Source organism: Dokdonia sp. MED134, assembly GCF_000152925.2.
GTDB lineage: Bacteria > Bacteroidota > Bacteroidia > Flavobacteriales > Flavobacteriaceae > Dokdonia.
Genome location: NZ_CP009301.1, coordinates 1,098,937 through 1,120,667, shown reverse-complemented (window position 1 = coordinate 1,120,667; position 21,731 = coordinate 1,098,937). Strand labels below are relative to the sequence as shown.

At 38.3% G+C, this 21,731-nt stretch carries 16 protein-coding genes; 11 read left to right on the top strand and 5 right to left on the bottom strand.

What is annotated here, in order from left to right; translation table 11 throughout:
- Positions 1-66: 66 nt before the first annotated feature.
- The 8 genes from rpoC (at position 67) to MED134_RS04845 (ending at position 13,610) form a co-directional block, all read left to right on the top strand.
- Positions 67-4,368, top strand: a complete 4,302-nt coding sequence (gene rpoC / locus MED134_RS04880) for a DNA-directed RNA polymerase subunit beta' (protein WP_021778475.1) — start codon at positions 67-69, stop codon at positions 4,366-4,368.
- 251 nt (positions 4,369-4,619) lie between these two features.
- A complete protein-coding gene (locus MED134_RS04875) occupies positions 4,620-4,940 on the top strand; it encodes a DUF3467 domain-containing protein (protein WP_021778476.1) in 321 nt (106 codons plus the stop codon).
- Positions 4,941-5,206: 266 nt separating this feature from the next.
- The gene (locus tag MED134_RS04870) at positions 5,207-8,809 is read left to right on the top strand and encodes a CheR family methyltransferase (protein WP_021778477.1); all 3,603 of its coding nucleotides are present in this window, start codon (positions 5,207-5,209) and stop codon (positions 8,807-8,809) included.
- A 4-nt stretch (positions 8,810-8,813) separates the two neighbouring features.
- A complete protein-coding gene (locus MED134_RS04865) occupies positions 8,814-11,021 on the top strand; it encodes an ATP-binding protein (protein WP_021778478.1) in 2,208 nt (735 codons plus the stop codon).
- The gene (locus MED134_RS04860) at positions 11,021-11,428 is read left to right on the top strand and encodes a response regulator (protein WP_021778479.1); all 408 of its coding nucleotides are present in this window, start codon (positions 11,021-11,023) and stop codon (positions 11,426-11,428) included. The genes MED134_RS04865 and MED134_RS04860 overlap by 1 nt, the downstream gene beginning before the upstream one ends.
- A gap of 2 nt (positions 11,429-11,430) precedes the next feature.
- Positions 11,431-11,976 (top strand): response regulator, encoded by a 546-nt coding sequence (locus MED134_RS04855; RefSeq protein WP_021778480.1) that lies wholly within the window; start codon positions 11,431-11,433, stop codon positions 11,974-11,976.
- Positions 11,973-12,548: a biliverdin-producing heme oxygenase gene (locus MED134_RS04850; protein WP_021778481.1), complete on the top strand. Its 576-nt coding sequence runs from the start codon at positions 11,973-11,975 to the stop codon at positions 12,546-12,548. The genes MED134_RS04855 and MED134_RS04850 overlap by 4 nt, the downstream gene beginning before the upstream one ends.
- Positions 12,549-12,593: 45 nt before the next feature.
- Positions 12,594-13,610 carry a helix-turn-helix domain-containing protein gene (locus MED134_RS04845; protein WP_021778482.1) on the top strand — a complete coding sequence of 339 codons (1,017 nt, stop codon included), beginning with the start codon at positions 12,594-12,596 and terminating at the stop codon, positions 13,608-13,610.
- Here MED134_RS04845 and MED134_RS04840 read toward each other — a convergent pair.
- Together MED134_RS04840 and MED134_RS04835 are read right to left on the bottom strand one after the other, a co-directional pair.
- A complete protein-coding gene (locus MED134_RS04840; protein ID WP_021778483.1) occupies positions 13,607-13,903 on the bottom strand; it encodes a putative quinol monooxygenase in 297 nt (98 codons plus the stop codon). The two genes, MED134_RS04845 and MED134_RS04840, sit on opposite strands and share 4 nt — an antisense overlap.
- On the bottom strand, positions 13,900-14,736 hold the full coding sequence (locus MED134_RS04835) for an S-adenosyl-l-methionine hydroxide adenosyltransferase family protein (protein WP_021778484.1): 837 nt from the start codon (positions 14,734-14,736) through the stop codon (positions 13,900-13,902). Before MED134_RS04835 ends, MED134_RS04840 begins: the two co-directional genes overlap by 4 nt.
- 185 nt (positions 14,737-14,921) lie before the next feature.
- Here MED134_RS04835 and MED134_RS04830 point away from each other — a divergent pair, with 185 nt between their 5' ends.
- Positions 14,922-15,878, top strand: a complete 957-nt coding sequence (locus MED134_RS04830) for a PhoH family protein (RefSeq protein WP_021778485.1) — start codon at positions 14,922-14,924, stop codon at positions 15,876-15,878.
- Between the two features lie 115 nt (positions 15,879-15,993).
- The gene (locus MED134_RS04825) at positions 15,994-16,944 is read left to right on the top strand and encodes a phosphoribosylaminoimidazolesuccinocarboxamide synthase (protein ID WP_148305632.1); all 951 of its coding nucleotides are present in this window, start codon (positions 15,994-15,996) and stop codon (positions 16,942-16,944) included.
- Between the two features lie 84 nt (positions 16,945-17,028).
- On the opposite strand, the gene MED134_RS04820 is transcribed toward MED134_RS04825, so the two are convergent.
- Positions 17,029-18,108: a DNA topoisomerase IB gene (locus MED134_RS04820; RefSeq protein WP_021778487.1), complete on the bottom strand. Its 1,080-nt coding sequence runs from the start codon at positions 18,106-18,108 to the stop codon at positions 17,029-17,031.
- Positions 18,109-18,214: 106 nt separating this feature from the next.
- Here MED134_RS04820 and MED134_RS04815 point away from each other — a divergent pair, with 106 nt between their 5' ends.
- The gene (locus MED134_RS04815; RefSeq protein WP_021778488.1) at positions 18,215-19,603 is read left to right on the top strand and encodes an alanine/glycine:cation symporter family protein; all 1,389 of its coding nucleotides are present in this window, start codon (positions 18,215-18,217) and stop codon (positions 19,601-19,603) included.
- On the opposite strand, the gene MED134_RS04810 is transcribed toward MED134_RS04815, so the two are convergent.
- Positions 19,604-20,032, bottom strand: coding sequence for a cytochrome c oxidase assembly factor Coa1 family protein (locus MED134_RS04810; RefSeq protein ID WP_021778489.1), 429 nt, complete (start codon positions 20,030-20,032; stop codon positions 19,604-19,606).
- Between the two features lie 63 nt (positions 20,033-20,095).
- Positions 20,096-21,724: an acyl-CoA carboxylase subunit beta gene (locus MED134_RS04805; protein WP_021778490.1), complete on the bottom strand. Its 1,629-nt coding sequence runs from the start codon at positions 21,722-21,724 to the stop codon at positions 20,096-20,098.
- Between the last annotated feature and the right edge of the window lie 7 nt (positions 21,725-21,731).

Sequence of the window (21,731 nt, the reverse complement as noted above, 5' to 3'; positions counted from 1 at the left end):
TTCCGCTTTCGCGAAAGCGTAACAACAACCATTCACAACAATAATTAATTCGACATACACAGAATTATGGCAAGAAATAATGACAATGTACAACAGCCGAAGTTTAACGCTATCTCTATTGGTCTTGCGTCTCCAGAATCTATTCTTGGGGCATCAAAAGGAGAAGTATTAAAGCCGGAAACAATCAACTACAGAACGCACAAGCCAGAGCGTGACGGGTTGTTCTGTGAGCGTATTTTTGGTCCCGTAAAGGATTATGAGTGTGCTTGTGGTAAATATAAAAGAATACGCTACAAAGGGATCGTTTGTGACCGTTGTGGTGTAGAGGTGACAGAGAAGAAAGTACGTCGTGATCGTGTAGGACACATTAACCTTGTGGTTCCTGTGGCTCACATCTGGTACTTTAGATCTTTACCTAATAAAATAGGGTACTTACTTGGTCTTCCATCTAAGAAATTAGATATGATCATTTATTACGAGCGTTACGTGGTTATACAACCAGGTATTGCAAAGAATGAAGAGGGTGAAGACCTTAATAAAATGGATTTCCTTACGGAAGAAGAGTACTTAAACATACTTGACAGTTTACCGCAAGAAAACCTATACCTTGATGATGAAGATCCAAACAAATTTATCGCCAAAATGGGTGCTGAATGTTTGATCGAACTTTTAAGAAGAATAGATCTTAACGAGCTTTCTTATGAGTTACGTCACAAGGCAAATAACGAAACGTCTAAGCAACGTAAAACGGAGGCACTTAAACGTCTTCAAGTTGTAGAGGCATTACGTGATGCAAATAAAAACCGTGAGAATCTTCCAGAATGGATGATTATGAAGGTTGTACCAGTAATTCCACCAGAATTACGCCCACTAGTACCACTAGATGGAGGTCGTTTTGCAACATCAGATCTTAATGATCTTTACCGTCGTGTAATTATACGTAACAACCGTCTTAAGCGATTGATGGAAATCAAAGCGCCAGAGGTAATCTTACGTAATGAGAAGCGTATGCTACAGGAGTCTGTAGATTCACTTTTTGATAACACACGTAAATCTTCTGCAGTAAAAACAGATTCTAACAGACCATTAAAGTCTCTTTCTGATTCTTTAAAAGGTAAGCAAGGACGTTTCCGTCAAAACTTACTTGGTAAGCGTGTAGATTACTCAGCACGTTCTGTAATTGTTGTAGGACCAGAATTAAAGTTATTTGAATGTGGTATTCCTAAGGGAATGGCAGCAGAGCTTTATAAGCCTTTTGTAATACGTAAGCTTATAGAGCGTGGTATTGTAAAGACTGTAAAATCTGCAAAGAAAATAATAGACAAAAAAGAGCCTGTAGTTTGGGATATATTAGAGAATGTTCTTAAAGGACATCCTATCCTCCTTAACCGTGCTCCTACGCTTCACCGTCTAGGTATACAGGCATTCCAGCCTAAGCTTATTGAAGGTAAAGCGATACAATTACACCCACTTGTGTGTACAGCATTTAACGCCGATTTTGACGGTGACCAGATGGCAGTACACTTACCACTTGGGCCAGAGGCGATACTTGAGGCACAGTTATTAATGCTTGCTTCTCATAATATCTTAAACCCTGCAAATGGTGCTCCAGTAGCAGTACCTTCTCAGGATATGGTATTAGGTCTTTACTATATGACAAAGGCCAGAAAATCGACTCCAGAGTTTCACGTAAAAGGAGAAGGAATCACTTTCTACTCTGCAGAAGAGGTAAACATTGCCTATAATGAGAAGCGTGTAGACATTAATGCGATCATTAAAATACGTGCTAAGGATTTTAATGAAAACAAAGAGCTTGTATACAAAGTAATGGAGACGACTGTAGGTCGTGTGCTATTTAATGAGGCTGTACCAGAAGAAGCTGGATATATTAACGAAGTATTGACTAAAAAGTCACTGCGTGATATTATAGGACGTATTCTTAAGGTAACAAGTGTACCAGTTACTGCAGCTTTCCTTGACCGTATTAAGACTATGGGATATGGATTTGCATTCCGTGGAGGATTATCATTCTCACTTGGAGATATCATTATCCCAGATGAGAAGCACGGTATGATAGACGAGGCAAATGAGCAAGTAGAAGGTATTACAGGATCTTATAATATGGGTCTTATTACTAATACAGAGCGTTATAACCAAGTTATTGATGTGTGGACATCTACAAACGCAACTCTTACTGAGCTTTCTATGAAGCGTATCCGTGAGGATCAACAAGGGTTTAACTCGGTGTATATGATGCTTGACTCAGGAGCACGTGGATCTAAAGAGCAGATACGCCAGCTTACAGGTATGCGTGGTCTAATGGCAAAACCTAAGAAATCTAACGATGGAGGTGGGGCTATTATTGAAAACCCAATTCTTTCTAACTTTAAGGAGGGTCTTTCAATTCTTGAGTACTTTATCTCTACGCACGGTGCACGTAAAGGTCTTGCAGATACCGCTCTTAAAACGGCAGATGCAGGTTACTTAACACGTCGTCTAGTAGATGTATCTCAAGATGTAATCATAAACAGTACAGATTGTGGTACATTAAGAGGAGTAGAAGTAGCTGCGTTAAAGAAAAACGAAGAGGTGATAGAATCTCTAAGTGCTCGTATCGTAGGTCGTACATCTCTTAATGATGTTATAAACCCGCTTACTAACGAGGTAATCGTTGAGGCTGGTGTTGAGATAGATGAAGATATCGCAGAGCTTATAGGCGCTGCACCAATAGAAACTGTAGAAGTACGTTCTGCGCTTACTTGTGAGGCTAAGAAAGGTATTTGTGTAAAATGTTACGGTCGTAACCTAGCTACTAATAAAACGGTACAAATGGGTGAGGCAGTAGGAGTAGTTGCAGCACAGTCTATTGGAGAACCAGGAACACAGCTTACACTTCGTACCTTCCACGTAGGAGGGGTTGCAGGAGGTGTATCTGAAGACTCTAGCGTAACAGCTAAGTTTGATGGTAAACTGGAGATAGAAGATCTTAAGACAGTAATGGGAGAAGATAATGAAGGTAACCCTGCAGAAATCGTAATCTCTCGTACTTCTGAAGCAAAAGTTTCAGATCCTAAGACGGGTATCACACTTAGTACAAATACAATTCCTTACGGTTCACAAATATTTGCAAAGTCTGGTGATAAGGTGAAAGCTGGAGAGGTAATCTGTAAGTGGGATCCATTTAACGGAGTTGTGATTTCAGAATTTGCAGGAAAAATTAAGTTTGAGTCTATTGAGCAAGGTATAACGTACCGTGTAGAGACAGATGAGCAAACAGGTTTCCAAGAAAAAGTAATTTCTGAATCTAGAGATAAGAAGAAAATACCAACATTAATTATTGAGGATAGCAAAGGAAACGCGCTACGTTCTTACAACTTACCAGTTGGAGCTCACCTTATGATAGATGATGGAGATAAGATTAAAGAAGGAAAAATTCTTGTAAAAATACCTCGTAGGTCTGCAAAGGCTGGAGATATTACAGGAGGTCTACCACGTGTGACAGAATTATTTGAAGCACGTAACCCATCTAACCCAGCAGTAGTGTCTGAGATAGACGGTGTAGTATCTTTCGGAAAAATAAAGCGTGGTAATCGTGAGATTATCGTAGAGTCAAAACTTGGTGAAGTTAAGAAGTACCTAGTAAAATTATCTAACCAGATTCTTGTACAAGAAAATGATTATGTAAGAGCAGGTATGCCACTTTCTGATGGTTCTGTAACGCCTAACGATATATTAAATATCAAAGGCCCATCTGCAGTACAACAGTACCTTGTTAACGAAGTACAAGAAGTATATCGTCTACAAGGGGTGAAGATTAACGATAAGCACTTTGAGGTTGTAGTACGCCAGATGATGCGTAAAGTACGTATACAAGATCCAGGTGATACTATCTTCTTAGAGAACCAGCTTATTCACAAAGCAGACTTTATCGAAGAGAATGATGCTATGTACGGAATGAAAGTCGTAGAAGATGCAGGAGAATCTGAAAACCTGAAACCAGGACAGCTAGTAACTCCACGTGAACTTCGTGATGAAAATTCTTTACTAAGAAGAGAAGATAAGAATCAAGTAACTGCACGTGATGTACAACCAGCTACTGCTTCTCCTATCCTTCAAGGTATTACAAGAGCATCGCTACAGACTAAGTCATTTATCTCTGCAGCATCTTTCCAAGAGACAACAAAAGTACTTAACGAAGCTGCTGTAAGCGGTAAGATAGATTACTTAGAAGGTCTTAAAGAAAATGTAATTGTAGGTCATAAAATTCCAGCTGGTACAGGTATGCGTCGTTATGATGACATTCTCGTAGGTAGTAAGGAAGATCTAGCAAATATGATGCAAGAAAAGCAAGAAGTAAACTATAACTAGTACCTATTGTACTAACAGTATAGTTAGATATAAAATCCCGTTTGACTTTTTTGTCAAACGGGATTTTTATTTTCATTGAGTATGTAAACAGCATTTTGACTAAGTAATACACTAGTATCAGTACAAAGTGGTAAGGTTTTTATTCCGCTTTCGCGAAAGCGCACCAATCCTTACCTTCACAATAGATAAAGTGATGTATGGACATTGCTCACTCCCATAAATTGATTTAAAAATTAACAAAGACACCAATAATGGCAGACGATAAAAAACAAAACCAAAACCAGAAGAAAATAAATATAGAGCTTACAGAAGATATGGCTCAGGGTACTTATTCTAACCTAGCAATAATAAATCACTCTGTATCTGAGTTTGTGGTAGATTTTGTAAATATTATGCCTGGCACTCCTAAAAGTAAGGTGAAGAGTCGTATAATTCTTACTCCTCAACACGCAAAGCGACTTGCTAAGGCACTAGCAGATAATGTAAAACGTTTTGAAAATGCACACGGCGTTATAAAGGACTACGAGAAGCAGCCAGTGCCACTTAATTTTGGACCTACTGGTCAAGCCTAAGTCGTATTTTTTTTTAATTTTACCTTGTCTATAAACGGTTTATTTTAGCTAATTTTGATTTCTTAATTTTTTGTTAAAATGTTCTCATTTGGCTAAATTATGAATGCTATTAATGCAATGCATCTATAATCATAATCAATTTAAATGAGCTCATTATGAAAATGTTAAAATAAATCGTAAATTTCTAATGCGAAATAATTTTTGAGACTCTAGTGTGAAAATTAGTGACTTAAACAGGTGTATATTTCTCACTAAATTTCTATTTCTTGAAAATCTCAAAAAATAAAAAACACATCATTGTTGCTGTAGGAGCAAGTGCAGGAGGTCTAGAGGCTCTCAATGCTTTTTTTGATAATGTGGTAGAAAATTATGACTACAGTTATGTAATCATACAGCATCTATCACCAGATCATAAGAGCTTAATGGCAGAGTTACTTGCAAAGAAAACTAAAGTGCCTATAGTAGCAGTTACAGACGATTCTATAATTGAGAGAAACTGTATTTATGTGATTCCTCCTACTATGAATCTTGTAATACAAGATGGACATCTCAAGTTACTAGACAAGCCAGAGGCAAAAACGCTCAATTTACCCATAGATTTATTTATGGAGTCTCTAGCAGTGGCCTATGGTAGAGATGCTGTAGGTGTTATATTAAGTGGTACGGGTAGTGATGGTACACGTGGTATACAGGCTATAAAAAAACAAGGCGGACTAGTCCTTGTACAACAACCAGAAGATGCTAGCTTTAATGGTATGCCATCTAGCGCAATAAATACAGGTGATGTAGACTATATCGTTCCTGCAAGAGAAATGATAGGTGAGATACATACATATTACAATGATGGTCTCATTGTAAACTATGATGATGAAACTTCTCAAAAAGTAAATGAGCAGTTGCGCACCATTTTAAACATATTGCATAGTAGCACTACAATAAATTTTAACTATTATAAAAGACCTACCATATTAAGACGTACAGAGCGACGTATGAATAGTCTTAAAATCAAAACCTTTGATGAGTATATTAACTATCTCCATATGCATTCTGAAGAGGTCATTATTTTATATAAAGAGTTTTTAATAGGTGTGACAAAATTTTTTAGAGATACAAAAGCGTGGGATCTACTTGAAACAGAAACCATACCTGCCATTGTAAGTGATAAGCATAGTGGTGATATTATAAAGGTTTGGGACGTGGCTTGTTCAACAGGAGAAGAGTCATACTCTATAGCCATCCTTTTTGAAGAAGAAATTAAGAAGCAAAATAAGGATATAACGCTCAAAATTTTTGCTACAGATATTTCTGAAGAACATATACAAAGTGCATCTGCAGGTGTATTTACAAAGCGAGTAGTAGATAACGTTCCACCTTCAAAATTAAATAAATATTTTAGTCAAGAGGGTGATGAGTTTAAAATCAACCCAGATCTCAGGAATAAAATTATTTTTTCAAATCACGATATTTTAAAAGATCCTCCATTTAAAAATATGGATATGGTTATATGCCGTAATCTTTTAATATATCTCAAGCCAGAGGTGCAAACCGCCGTTTTGCATACCCTGCATTACTCGCTTAAACGTGATGGGTATTTATTTTTGGGTTCTAGCGAGTCTCATACAGCTTTACGTAACTCTTTTGAAGCTGTAAATGGAAAGTTGAATGTTTTCAAAAACATTATCCCATCAGAAAGATTGCATAGTGAGCTTCTTACCTCAAAGGTTAAAAAGGGTAGTAGTACGCTTTCGCGAAAGCAAAAACAAAAATCGGTCACACCTTCTGTATCCTTTGACGGAGATATTAAAATGTGTATTTCTGATGCGATTATTTCACAGTTTGATACCGCTAGTGTTTATATAGAAAGTGATTTTAAAGTAGTAGATGCAATGGGGGCCTTTGCAAAATATGCTCAGTTGCCAGAAACAGGTTTTTCACTAGACTTGCTCAAAATGCTACCAGATAATCTAAAGACTGCTGTAAATAGTGCGACCAGAAAGGCTAAGCGCACTAAAAGCGATTTTATTTATAAAAATGTGGCTACACAAAAGGCTGGTGTAGACACTATGGTAAATGTAATTGCAAAGCCCATATTTAAAAATAATACAGATGACTGTGATTATGTAATCACATTTATTGAGCAAGAGTTTACTCCAGATACAACCATACAGACGGGTGTTATGAGCCTTGCTACTACACCAGATGCACGTATTAAAGACCTCATTGATGAAATCGAGGAGACTAGAGGAGAGTTAAAAAAGGCCTTAGAAGATGCAGAGAGTAGCAATGAAGAATTACAAACACTTAACGAGGAGTTACTAGCATCAAATGAAGAGTTACAAAGTACTAATGAAGAGTTGCAAAGTGTAAACGAGGAGCTGCATACCGTTAATGTTGAGCACATAGAGAAAATGGATGATCTTGCCCTGCTCAATGCAGATATGGACAACATACTCAATAGTACACAGATTGCTACTATATTTTTAGATAGAGAGCTTACTATTAGAAAGTTTACTCCTTCTATACAAGAACATTTTAAGTTAATAAAACAAGATGTAGGGAGGCCTATCGAGCATTTCTTAACCCAGCTGGGTACAGGTGCTAAGTCTATGCTCAAAACCAAGATCGAGAAGGTGATGGAAACTGGCATAATAAACGAAACCCAGATAAATAAAAAAGATGGGCGTTCATACATAAGGCGTATATCTCCATTTTATACAGGAACTAAAAAAATAGAAGGTTCTGTCATCACATTTGTAGATATTACAAAAACCGTCGAGTCACAGAAAAAATTAAAAGAAAGCCAGCAAAAGTTTAAAGACTTCTACGAGAATGATCCCGTGATGCACGCTAGCGTAAACCCGTCTACAGGTCGTATAGTAGAGTGTAATAAAATATTTTTAGACACCCTTAAACTAAAGTCTAGAGATGAGGCAATAGGTAGACGCATATTTGACTTTTATACAGACCAGTCTAAGGCAAAAGGATTGGGTCTTCTTGATCAGATTCAAAAAACTGGGGTTATAGAAGGAGAGCAAATGACACTTGTAGATATAGATGGAAATCATATACCTATCATTCTTAATTCAGAGCTCGTAGTTCCAGAGGTGGGATCTTCATACTCTAGATCTACTTTAATAAATATATCAGACTTGCAGCGCGCACAGCAACTTATGTATGATAAAAATGAGGAGCTGCAACGCATTAATACAGACCTAGAGCAGTTTGTCTCTATTTGCTCGCACGATTTACAAGAGCCTCTTGGTACGATACGTTTTAGCAGTGATGTGATTTTAAAGAAATTTAGTGACAATCTAGATCCAAAAGCCACAGAGTACCTAGGTTACATATATGGTGCCGCTGGTAGAATGGCAGACCAAATTAAAGGCTTACTAGAACATAGTCGTATAGGTCAAGAACTGGAGCGTACCGAGGTAGATGTGCAAGAGTTATTAGAAATTGTAAAATATGACCTAGGTAAGCGCCTTAGAGAGTGCAATGGTAAAATACACTTAAGCAGGATGCCTTCTATATGGGCTTATAAGACAGAGCTTAGATTATTGTTTCAAAACCTTATAGGGAACTCTCTTAAATATTGCAAACCAGATGTGAGCCCGGTGGTGCGCATTTCTTCTTTTGAAGATGAGGGCTATTGGACATTTGTGATTAATGATAACGGTATAGGCATCGCTCAAGATGATCTAGATAATGTGTTTAAAATATTTGGTAGAGCTGCTACTCAGCACAAGTATGAGGGTACCGGTGTGGGGCTTGCTCATTGTGAGAAAATTGTAAAACTGCACGACGGGACCATTTGGGTAGACTCGCAAGTTAATGTGGGTAGTACATTTTACTTTAAAATTAAAAAGTAAACATATGTCAGGCCCTTCTACTTTATATCCAAAGAAAATAGACCTTACTAATTGTGACAAGGAGCCTATACATTTACTAGGTCAAGTACAATCACACGCCTATCTCTTTGTGATAGATGTACTTAATAAACAACTTGTGCGTGCATCTGAAAATGTATTTGATTTGCTTTCGCGAAAGCGTGAAGACATTCATACAATCACGCTTAAAGATATTTTTGGACCTAGTGCTCCTACCATTGCATCGCATATTGAAGGTAAAAATACTCAGACTATTGAAGCCGAAGTTGTAGGAAAGAGATATGTAGTGATTACTCACTATAGAGAAAATCTTATTTATATAGAGCTAGAACCTATAGTAGCGCAAGCAGAAGCTCATATAATACAGCGACAGCTTTCAGATATTATTACAGATCTTAGTCAAGCTATTACAGTGAGTGAGATGTGTGATAAAACGGCAAATCTCATAAAAAGCTTAACCGGTTATGACCGTGTAATGCTTTATAAATTTGATCAAAACTGGAATGGCACTATCATCTCTGAGTCTCGTGAAGAGGTATTAGAAAGTTGGCTAGGAATGCATTATCCTGCTACAGATATTCCACAGCAGGCTCGTAAAAGCTTTTTAAAGCAAGGGGTGCGCATCATTGCAGATGTTGCCTCTCAGACATCTGCCGTATTTCCCGAGCTTGATGAGCAGGGGCAGCCATTAGACCTCACGCATTGTGAGTCTAGAGCCTCTTCTCCTATACATATAGAGTATCTAGAGAATATGAAAGTAGGAGCTACTCTTACTGCTGCTATTGTAAGTAATGGAACTTTATGGGGGCTTATAGCTTGCCACCATTACAGCTCTAAGTTTACAAATTATTACCAGCGGCAAACTATAAAATTTTTGACTCAAGTTTTTTCTACGCAGCTTACTTTACGTTCTTCAAACGAGGTTCTTGCGCGTATTAATACCACCACAGCAAGTCGAGCAAAACTTGTAGAACAAATGAGTAATGAGTGGGATGTGCAGGGAGGTTTAACAAAAAAACCTACATCTATGCTAACCATCACAGAAGCTACAGGTGGGGCTGTGTTTTTAGAAAACACACTGTCTACAGTGGGTGATACACCTAGTAGAGAAGACATAAAAAATCTCATAGACTGGATATACACAACGCAACTAGGTAATACATATACAACTCAAAATCTTGCTAAAGTATATGAGAAAGGTGAGGCTTTCGCCAAAATGGCTTCTGGCGTGTTATGTGTTTTTATTGCAAAAGGACAAAAGGACTGCCTTCTTTGGTTTAAACCAGAACTAAAACAAGTGATTTCTTGGGGTGGAAATCCAGAAAAGGCCGTTGCCGAAAAGAATAAGCGCTTAAGCCCTCGTAAGTCTTTTGAAAAGTGGAACCAAGAGCAAGTACTTACCTCGTTGCCTTGGAAAGATTATGAAATTGCATCTGCTCAAGCCTTAAAAACAAGTATATCTAATATCATTATAAGTAGATATCAAGAAGTAAAAGAACTTAATGATAAATTAAAGGAAGCCTATAAAGAGTTAGAGTCTTTTAGTTATAGCGTTTCTCACGATCTGAGATCGCCACTAAGGGGTATAGATGGATTTGCTCAAATTATTAAAGAAGATTATTTTGATGCTCTAGACGATTATGGTAAGAATGCCATACAGACTATTATAGACTCAACAAGTAAGATGAACACGCTTATAGATGATATACTTGCTTTTTCTGGAATAGGCAAGGATCAGACAGCTATGGGAGTTTTTGATATGCAAGAACTAGTAAATGAGGTGATACAATTTTTACAACTTGAAAAAAAATATAGCAATACTACCATAGAGGTAGAAGCAGATTTGCCTAAAGCATATGGAGATAGAGGTATGATTTTTCAGCTTTTAATTAACCTTATAGGCAATGCCTTAAAGTATAGCCATACAGTACAAAAACCATCTGTACATATAGGTGTTTTAAAAGATAAATCACCAGCAGTTTACTACGTGCGTGATAATGGTATAGGCTTTAATGAAGATCACAAGGAAAAAATTTTCGGTGTTTTTAACAGACTCGTAAAAGACGAATTTGAGGGATCTGGTATAGGGCTTGCGATTGCACAACGTGTTATTGATAAGCATCAAGGAGTCATTTGGGCAGAGAGTAAGGAGCATCAAGGAGCAACATTTTATTTTCAACTCCCAGTTAGATAATGAAAGGATTTATAGTTTCTGTAGAAGATAACCCTAATGATTGTGCATTGATGAAGCGTATTTTTGAACGTGAGATGCCTTTAGTAAAAACACATATTATAGAAGATTCTCTTAAAGCACTTACTTGGTTTCAAGAGTTTAATGATGTAAAAAATACTCCAGATCTTATATTCTTAGATATCAAAATGCCTAAATTAGATGGGCTATCATTACTAAAAGAAATCCGTAGGCTGCCACTTTTTACAAACTCGCCTGTTGTGATAATGAGTTCTTCAGACCAGCTAAGTGATAGGGATAAAGCATATGCATACGGTGCAAATAGTTATCTAGAGAAACCTAAAAGCTATACAGAACTCAAAGAACGATTACCCATAATCTCGAGCTACTGGCTTACGTTAAATAAATAGTTATGACAACAGAAGTACATATATTGCTAGTAGAAGACACAGAGTCTGATGCTGTTTTGATTACTAGGCAGATTCATAAACTAGATAAAAATTATAAAGTTCAAGTTGTAGATAATCTTTCAGATCTTGATGTTGCTATTAAAACGTTTAATCCTCAACTCATAATTTCGGATTATAACCTGCCTACTTGTACGGGTATGGAGGTTCTAGAGGTATCTAGAGGTAAATCGCCTACAGCTATTTTTCTATTTGTTACAGGCACCTTACAAGATGAGGAGCTGGCGGCAGAGACTATTTTAAATGGTGCAGATGGCTTCATACTCAAAAAGCATATAAACGTACTGGCCTCAAAACTATCACCATATATTGATAAAATTAAGAATAGACCAGTTATAGTTCAGAATACGAGAAATAGAATAAAACAAAGTACAGATCTCGTTAGTGATATCAAGAATTATATGGATGATATAAATAAAGAAAATATCACTCATCAAGAGCGCATTGCCAAAATAAGAGAACACCTAGAAAAAATTAAAAAATCCCTATGATATTAGAACATCTCAAAGAAAAAACTAAAGCGATACACGATGAGGTAGAAGAAGATAACCTTACGGGCTTTATAATGGATGGCAGTATAAATCAAGCGCAATACGAAGAGCTCTTGAGGCAAAACTTTTCTGTTTACAAGGCGGTTGAAGATTTTATAAACGCACGTTATGATAACTTGCCAGACGAACTTAAGCCCTTTGCTGGTTATCAAAAAACAAATGCACTGGCAAAGGATATAGCTGGTTTTTCTAACTTCCCATTACCACAACCTACAGCTATAACAGGCCCTCGTGACTTAGGTACGCTCGTAGGAGCTTTATATGTAATAGAGGGATCTATGATGGGGGGTATGATGATGAGTAAAAAACTACAATCTTGTGAGAAGTTGTCTCATATAGAAGCGCATTATTTTTATAACACAGACACAAAAGTAGCTGCTACTAGATGGAAATCATTTAAGGAGGCTGTATTGAGTTGCAAGTTTACAAGTGAGGATATAGATAAGGCTGGTGTAAGTGCCATTCATATTTTTGAACACTTTAAAAAGGCTTATAAAAAGCCCACAATGTAGTATCACCTCATATCATTACTACGATTTACTTTTTTATAGAGACTTATGAAATCTTACAAACTTAAAATAGAACAGGTAGATGACTTTGTACCTGAGATTGCAGGGGCCTTTGGCGTAAATTTTACGAATAGTTTTGGAGAGTTTGCAGTAAAGATACCATCGCACATAGGTACTGGAGAGATAAAGGGTATTAATTTCCCTAACGGTATAGGTTTACATATCATAAACTGTGATATGCACGATGATACCGAGTTCTATTTTGAGAATAATGGTATAAACTCTCTCAGGTTCATATATTGTATGAAAGGGGAGATTGCTCATAAGTTTTCTTCTAGCGAAGAAGAGATTGCCATACGTCGCGCAGAGCATCTTATTGCCGCACCTACATATGAGGAAGACCAGATTTATATTATAAAAAAAGATAGTCCTGCCGTTGTTTGTTATTTGGAGATAAATAAAGTTAAGTTTCAAGAGCAGTTGTCGTATGACCTTAATAAGATAGATGCAGCTTACTATCCACTTTTTGCAGATGTAAATGGGCTAACCCAAATTACCCATAAAGGTTACTATAGTCTACAAATTTCTGATATCATAGACAGTATTCTCAATAACGAAGATCAAGGTCTGGTTCGTACTAATTACCTAGGAGCAAAGGCACTTGAGTGTACTTCACTTATGCTTAAACTGTATAGGGAGGACTCGCTAGAAGGTAATAAACGTACCACATTAAGACTATCAGATATGGATACTGTGGTAGCTGCCGTAAACTATATAGAAAATAACATTTCAAAACTTGAGACCATACCAGAAATTGCCGAAGCTGTAGGTATAGAAGCTTATAGGTTACAAGATGGTTTTAAACGCAATTACGGGATGACCGTAAATGATTATATAAAAGAGTATCGATTAAAACGTGCCTTAACAATGCTCACCTCAGAAGATAAGAATGTCTCTGAGGTTGTGTATGCACTTGGACTATCCAGTAGGAGCTACTTCTCAAAAATTTTTAAAGAAAAGTATGGTATTCCTCCTTCTTCATTGCGCAAGGTGCCAGAGCTCTAATCTTGTTTATCAAGAGAATTTGTACTCCAGGCTTCTGGTTTTCCAGAAAATTTTGGCTTCGTGTTTGCCCATATGCCTTTAAAGAGATCTGAGTTGCGATAACCCTGCAGAGCCTCGTTAGATTCCCAGTGACTGTGCGTAAAGAATATAGAAGGATCTTCGGCATCTTGCAGTAGTTCTAAGTAGAGACAACCTTTAAAAGCACGTATATCACTTTTCACCTTTTCAAAATTGTTTAAAAAAGAGGGTATCTCGCTTTCGCGAAAGCGTAATTTTACCAGTCTTACGATCATTTATCTGTAAAGTTTATCATTACCGTGTCTCTATAATTGAGGCCAAAGAGACTAGCAGCACTTCCTACAGTGCTTGGGTTACTTTTATAAATAGCAAGCTCGATGTAACCACCAGAGTTAAAAACGGCTAGTTTCTTACCTTCCTCTTCTCGCTTAGACTTTTCTATGTCAAAGTTTATAGCATCGCTATACTGCTTATAGATTTTTGTGATATCTGCACCACGTGCTTCAAGCTTAAAGCTGCGACCTTTGCCTACTTCGTCAAATAATTTTTTTGTGATGTTACTTACCACATTACCATAGTTATCTATATAAATGACATTACCAGATATCTGGTTGCGAGCCGTGTTTATAACAGGTGCGATACCTGTAAGTTGTCTTATATTATCTATGTTTTTACCTATCACACCAAGGGTGCCGCCGCGTGCGATATGACAGGCTGTCTTTACAAACACATCTAGTACAGTAAAGTTAGTAAGTGTACGGTCGTGTATGTTTATCTCTACTTTTTCTTCAGGTACAATATCTTTTGTGAGTAGCGATATGATACCATTATTTGCACATATAAAATAATGACCATCTAGTTTTACGGCTATGTGGTTTGTTTCTGGGGTGAGCTCGCTGTCTACACCTATAACGTGTATGGACCCTTTTGGGAAATTTTGATACGCATTTTGAATTATATAAGCTGCCTCCATAAGATGAAAAGGCGATACAGAGTGCGATATATCTACAATACACACATCCTCTAGCTCTGAGTAAATCGCTCCTTTTACGGCTCCTGCAAAAGGATCTTTCTCGCCATAGTCTGTTGTAAGAGTGATTAATTTCATATAAGGTATTGTGCTTTGTTTTCTTAAAGAGTTACTTGTTTAAAATAGTTATAAACCATCATTGTTTATTATTTAATCGTTAACAGCGTGTTGAACTCGTGTTTTGGTGATTAAAAAATGCGTATTTTGGTAGTAAACAAAGCTAAAATATTTTACGGACGTAACTCACTAAATCCTTCTGCCTTTTGAACGAATTAATCTTAGAACTCTCAGAAATCAATCCGCGCGAATTTTTTGGACAGCGCAATGCTAATATAGAACTCCTTAAGCAGTATTTTCCTAAACTCAAAATAGTAGCTAGAGGTAATAAAATCAAAGCTTACGGAGATGAAGATCTTCTAGAAGAGTTTGATATGCGTATGACGATGCTTATGGATCACTTTGGGAAGTATAATAAGATAGATGAAAACTCAATAGAGCGCGTACTTACAAGTGTGAGTAAAGAAGATTATGAGACGCCTGTAGAGAGTGGCGATGTGCTAGTACACGGCGTGAGTGGTAAACTCATAAAACCACAAACGGCAAACCAGCGTAAACTGGTAGAGCTTTCAAAAAAGAATGATCTAACCTTTGCGATAGGTCCTGCCGGTACCGGTAAAACATATGTAGGCGTTGCACTAGCCGTAAAAGCGCTCAAAGAGAAGCGAGTAAAACGTATTATACTCACAAGGCCTGCTGTAGAGGCTGGAGAAAATTTAGGTTTTCTGCCTGGTGATATGAAGGAGAAGCTCGACCCTTATATGCAACCACTTTATGATGCCCTTAGGGATATGATACCTAGTGAAAAACTAGAGACCTTTATTGAGAAAGGAGTGATACAAATTGCACCTATGGCATTTATGCGTGGTCGTACACTTGATAATGCTTTTGTGATACTTGATGAAGCTCAAAACACAACACACGCCCAGATGAAGATGTTCCTTACTCGTATGGGACGTAATGCAAAGTTTATGATTACTGGAGATCCAGGGCAGATAGATTTACCTAGACGTGTCACCAGTGGTCTTAAGGAAGCGTTGCTTATCCTCAAAACCGTAAAGGGAGTAGGGATGATTTATCTTGATGATAAAGATGTGGTGCGCCATCCTCTAGTAAAGAAAATGATTGCGGCTTATCGCGAGATAGAAAATAGAAACGACTAACATATTTCTATACTTTTAATTCGTAATATATCATTCAGAATTTTACTTTTGAAGAATAACTAATCGTGTTGTTTTAATACCTCAAAAGGATTAATACAACCGTTCAAACCAACCTATAGTGAACACTATTACAGACACTAATTTTAACTTCCCTGGTCAGAAATCTATCTACAAGGGTAAAGTGAGAGAAGTCTACACACTCGAAGATGATTTATTACTTATGGTTGCAACAGATAGGCTAAGCGCCTTTGACGTTGTAATGCCTAAAGGAATTCCTTTTAAGGGACAAATCTTAAATCAGATTGCTACTAAAATGATGAAGGATACAGAAGATCTCGTGCCTAACTGGCTCGTGGCTACTCCAGATCCTAATGTGGCAATAGGGAAGCGATGTGAGCCTTTTAAAGTGGAGATGGTAATACGTGGCTATATGTCTGGGCACGCGGCTAGAGAGTATAAAGCGGGTAGGAGAATACTTTGTGGTGTTGCTATGCCAGAAGGAATGAAAGAAAATGATGTCTTTCCAGAGCCTATCATCACACCAGCTACTAAGGCAGAGATGGGTGACCACGATGAGGATATCTCAAGAGAGGATATCATAAAAAAGAACATTGTTTCAGAAGAGGATTACCTCGTGCTTGAAGATTACACACGCAAGCTTTTTCAAAGAGGAAGTGAGATTGCAGCATCTAGAGGACTTATATTGGTAGATACGAAGTATGAATTTGGAAAAACCGCAGATGGTGAGATTGTTCTCATAGATGAGATACATACACCAGACTCTTCTCGTTACTTCTATGCCGAAGGTTATGAGGAACGTCAGGCAGCTGGCGAAGCTCAAAAACAACTATCTAAAGAGTTTGTGAGACAGTGGCTTATCTCAAATAACTTTCAAGGTCTAGAAGGACAAACGGTGCCTGAGATGACAGATGAGTACATAGAGACTGTATCAGAAAGATATATTGAGTTGTATGAGAATATTACAGGTGACGCTTTCGCGAAAGCGGATACTTCAAACATTCAAGAGCGTATCGAGAAAAACGTGCTCACATACCTTGCAAAATAACAGCATAGCATCTTAAAAATTAATAAGCCCTTTCGTTACGAAGGGGCTTTTTTTGTGTTACGCTTTCGCGAAAGCGTACTTATATCACTTGCTAAAATCTAATTCAAACTTTGAAATCATTTGCAGTAATACCTCCTCAGTTTCTGTAAAAAATGGTCTTGCGCCTTGGTGAGCATCTACCTTTTTAAACTCAGCGACGATAGATCCAGACTCATAGGCATCTACTATTTGAGGATGCACATAGTACTTGCGACATACATTGCGTGTATTGCCTAGAGCCTCTGCAGCGGCATCAAAGGCGGTGAGTATGTTTGCTTTGTTTTCTTTTTCGTCTTTTGTGTAGCCTAGGTCGTGCACGGTTTCAAAAAAAGTCTTTGTGGCTCCCCAAGTTCTAAAATCTTTTGCCGAAAATAAGTCACCACTCAGCTCGTGTATGTAATCGTTTACCATCGTGCTATCTACGCGGTGCTTTTCGCCATTTGTATCATAAAATTGAAATAACTCCCAGCCAGGTATTTCTTCGCAACGGTTTACAAGTTTTGCTAGTTTCTTATTGCGTAGGGTGATGTTGTGCTTTTTGCCTTTTTTACCCACAAACTCAAAGCGGATTTTTTCTTTGGTAGTTGTCACGTGTCTGGTGCGTAAGGTAGAGAGGCCGTAGGTTTTATTGCGCTTTGCGTAGTAGTCGTTACCTATACGTATGTGAGTTTCTTCCATAAGCCTGAGGACAAGTGCAAGCACCTTGCGTTTTGACATCTCTGGAGCATCAAGATCCTCATCTATGCGCTCGCGTATGCTAGGCAGTGCGTTTCCAAAATTGGCTAGTTTATAAAACTTAGTTTGGTTTCTAATTTTTGACCATAGGTCGTGATAGCGGTATACTTTTCTGTTTTTAGCATCGCGACCTACCACTTGTAAATGTCCGTTAGGAGGATATGCAATGCGCACTTTATCCCAGTTAGGCGGTATCACAAGATTATTGATGCGCTCTAATTCCTTTTTGTCCTTAAGAGGCTTATCATTAAAGTAATAGTGAAAGTTTTTCTTCTTCTTTTTCCTTCTTATGTTGAGGTCTGCATCAGAGACGTAAATGAGATTTGCTGCGGCTGCAGTTTCCTCTGGGTTTCTTAGGATGTTCTCGATTTGGCTGGCGGTGAGTGTCATAAGAGTAAATTTAGTGACGAAAACAAATGCCTGTTCAAAAATATATGTGAACGTTTTGGTAAACTGCTCTTAATTTTTGTTACTTCACCATATAAATAGATCTTGTATGCAAGCACAACCATCATTTTACGATCAGGCTAATGAACTTATAGCAGATTTTTCTAGCGCTATGTGGGGAATCCCGCTCGTGTGCTTACTTATAGGTGGCGGTCTGTTTTTACTCATCTATTCGAGATTTTTGCCATTTAGATACCTAGGTCACGCTGTTGCAGTATTGCGAGGCAAATATGATGGAGAAAATGATGAAGGAGAGATCACACACTTTCAGGCGCTCACTACAGCGCTTAGTGCAACCGTAGGTATGGGTAACATCGCAGGTGTTGCAGTGGCAATTGCTATAGGAGGTCCAGGTGCTGTTTTCTGGATGTGGATGAGTGCCATTGTGGGTATGGCAACAAAGTTTTTTACAGGCTCACTTGCCATAATGTATAGAGGTAAAGATAGTGAGGGCAAAACACAGGGTGGACCTATGTATTTTATCACAGAAGGAATGGGTAAGGCTTGGAAACCACTTGCCGTAATCTTCAGCATTGCGGGACTCGTGGGAGCATTACCGGTTTTTAATGTAAACCAACTCACGCAGGCGGTAAATGATATATTGCTCGTACCTCAGGGTGTTGAGGTGGGTTTTACTTCTAACTTGATTATCGGGCTTGTGCTTGTTGCTATCACATCAGTTGTCATACTAGGCGGACTCGATCGTATTTCTAAAACTGCATCAAGACTAGTGCCTGCGATGGTCTTTATTTACTTTGTAGCAGTAATGGCTATACTCTTTGTAAACATAGATGTAGTTCCTAAATATCTGGGTCTCATATTTACAGATGCCTTCTCTGCCGATTTTTATACAGGAGATAAACTGCTGGGTGGCGTGGTAGGTGGTCTCATATTACTCGGTATTAAACGTGGTGCTTTTTCAAACGAGGCTGGTGTAGGTACGGCACCTATGGCGCACGGCGCTGCAAAAACTGCACAACCCATACGTGAAGGACTGGTGGCAATGCTAGGCCCTGCAATAGATACCATTGTGGTGTGTACACTTACGGCGCTTGCAATTTTGGTAACAGACGTGTGGCAAACTACAGATGCAAATGGAGTTACGCTTACGGCTTCCGCTTTCGCGAAAGCGTTATCACCCGCAGGAAAATACATCTTACTATTGTGCATCGCCGTGTTTAGTATCTCATCGCTTTTCTCATATAGTTACTATGGGACAAAGTGCTTGAGTTTTCTTTTTGGAGCGCATAATAAGAAGTATTATAACATCGCTTACATCGCAAGTATCTTGATAGGAGCGACCACATCACTTAGTATGATGATTAACTTGATAGACGGGTTTTTTGCCATAATGGCAATACCAACGATGATTGCAACCTTGTATCTCGCACCAAGAGTGATGAAGGAAGCGAGGAGGTATTTTAAGGAGTTGAGTTAATTATCGCAATACCTTAAAGGTGCGCTTTTCTGGTTTTTTAAGACGAACATCTATAGAGTCGTGCTGCCATTTTTCCTCAGTAAGATGTGCATAAATATCAATCTTGCCTGAACCTTTGTTTCCTTTAAGAGGGACAGTAATGCGTATGGTTTTTGCTTTATCATCTATGAGAACATCACCATCTATAATATTGCCTATTTGTAACGGTGATCCAAAGTAGGTCGTTACCTCCTTATTCTTTTCTGCTTCTTCTCTAGCTTTCTCAATAAGTTCTGGATCTGCCATTGCAGTTCCCATTGCGTTTATAAAATCACCAGCAGCCATAATGAATAGTGTAAAACAAACAATGATAAGAGTGGTGGGCACAAACCACTTCCAGTTGCGATGCAGCCAAGGCTTTTTTGCAATGAGTTCGTTGTTATAAGACATAAAAAAAGGTTGTTCGTTTATAGAGTAAACGAACAACCTTCATATCTGTTACAGCTATTGTGATTACACTTGAATCACCCCAAGATTAAAGGGCTTCTCGATAGGAGCGTGGTCTGCGGCTTCGATACCCATTGAGATCCACTTACGCGTGTCTCGTGGGTCTATAATGCCATCTGTCCAGATTCTTGATGCTGCGTAGTATGGTGATACTTGATCATCATAACGAGACTTAATACGGTCAAAAAGTTCTTTTTCTACCTCTGGTGTAATTTCTTTCCCTTGCTTTTTGAGCGAGGCAGTTTCTATCTGTAGTAATACTTTTGCAGCACTATTACCAGACATCACGGCAAGCTCTGCACTAGGCCAAGCTACTATAAGCCTTGGGTCGTAAGCTTTACCACACATTGCATAGTTTCCTGCTCCGTAAGAGTTTCCTATAACAATAGTAAACTTAGGTACCACCGAATTTGAAACAGCGTTTACCATTTTTGCTCCGTCTTTTATAATACCTCCGTGCTCACTTTTACTACCTACCATAAAGCCAGTTACATCTTGTAAGAATACAAGCGGTATTTTTTTCTGATTACAGTTGGCTATAAAGCGCGTCGCCTTATCTGCACTGTCTGAGTAGATTACTCCGCCAAACTGCATTTCGCCTTTTTTAGTTTTTACAAGTTTGCGCTGGTTTGCGACAATACCTACTGCCCATCCATTAATGCGAGCATAACCCGTAAGTATAGATTGCCCATAGCCCTCCTTGTACTCATCAAACTCAGAGTTGTCTACCAGTCTGTCTATAATGTCTCGCATATCATATTGATCTGCACGAGAGGCAGGCAGGATACCAAAAAGTTCTTCTGGATCTTTTGCAGGCTTTGCAGGTTCAATACGGTTGTAACCTGCTTTTGTATAATCGCCTATTTTTCCCATCAATTTTTTAATGGTATTAAGAGCGTCCTTGTCATCTTTAGATTTATAATCTGTCACACCAGAAATCTCACAGTGAGTAGTGGCTCCTCCTAGTGTCTCATTATCTATAGATTCACCTATTGCTGCTTTTACAAGGTAGCTTCCCGCAAGGAAAATACTTCCCGTTTTATCCACTATAAGTGCTTCATCACTCATAATAGGTAAGTATGCACCACCAGCAACACAACTTCCCATTACTGCAGAAATCTGTGTGATACCCATACTACTCATTACCGCATTGTTACGGAAGATGCGTCCAAAGTGCTCCTTATCTGGAAAAATCTCATCTTGCATAGGGAGATAAACACCTGCACTATCTACTAGGTAGATAATAGGTAGCTTATTTTCCATAGCGATTTCTTGTGCTCTTAGGTTTTTCTTTCCTGTGATAGGGAACCAGGCTCCGGCCTTAACAGTAGCATCATTTGCAACGATGAGACATTGCTTGCCAGATACGTACCCTATTTTTACAACCACACCACCAGAAGGGCATCCGCCGTGTTCTTCATACATCCCTTCTCCAGCAAAAGCGGCAATCTCAATACACTTTTTTGGGTTGTCTACTAGGTAATCTATGCGCTCTCGGGCAGTCATTTTACCCTTAGCTTTATGTTTATCTATACGTTTTTGCCCACCACCTAGTTTTACTTCGGCAAGGCGGTTTCTCATCTCTGATAAGAGTAACTTATTATGATCTTCGTTTTTATTGAATTTTAAATCCATAAAATGT

Bases quoted from the DNA above. Each gene is read 5' to 3' on its own strand.
- rpoC (WP_021778475.1), top strand. From the start codon at position 67: ATGGCAAGAAATAATGACAATGTACAACAGCCGAAGTTTAACGCTATC.
- MED134_RS04875 (WP_021778476.1), top strand. From the start codon at position 4,620: ATGGCAGACGATAAAAAACAAAACCAAAACCAGAAGAAAATAAATATA.
- MED134_RS04865 (WP_021778478.1), top strand. From the start codon at position 8,814: ATGTCAGGCCCTTCTACTTTATATCCAAAGAAAATAGACCTTACTAAT.
- MED134_RS04860 (WP_021778479.1), top strand. From the start codon at position 11,021: ATGAAAGGATTTATAGTTTCTGTAGAAGATAACCCTAATGATTGTGCA.
- MED134_RS04855 (WP_021778480.1), top strand. From the start codon at position 11,431: ATGACAACAGAAGTACATATATTGCTAGTAGAAGACACAGAGTCTGAT.
- MED134_RS04850 (WP_021778481.1), top strand. From the start codon at position 11,973: ATGATATTAGAACATCTCAAAGAAAAAACTAAAGCGATACACGATGAG.
- MED134_RS04845 (WP_021778482.1), top strand. From the start codon at position 12,594: ATGAAATCTTACAAACTTAAAATAGAACAGGTAGATGACTTTGTACCT.
- MED134_RS04840 (WP_021778483.1), bottom strand. From the start codon at position 13,903: ATGATCGTAAGACTGGTAAAATTACGCTTTCGCGAAAGCGAGATACCC.
- MED134_RS04835 (WP_021778484.1), bottom strand. From the start codon at position 14,736: ATGAAATTAATCACTCTTACAACAGACTATGGCGAGAAAGATCCTTTT.
- MED134_RS04820 (WP_021778487.1), bottom strand. From the start codon at position 18,108: ATGACACTCACCGCCAGCCAAATCGAGAACATCCTAAGAAACCCAGAG.
- MED134_RS04815 (WP_021778488.1), top strand. From the start codon at position 18,215: ATGCAAGCACAACCATCATTTTACGATCAGGCTAATGAACTTATAGCA.
- MED134_RS04810 (WP_021778489.1), bottom strand. From the start codon at position 20,032: ATGTCTTATAACAACGAACTCATTGCAAAAAAGCCTTGGCTGCATCGC.
- MED134_RS04805 (WP_021778490.1), bottom strand. From the start codon at position 21,724: ATGGATTTAAAATTCAATAAAAACGAAGATCATAATAAGTTACTCTTA.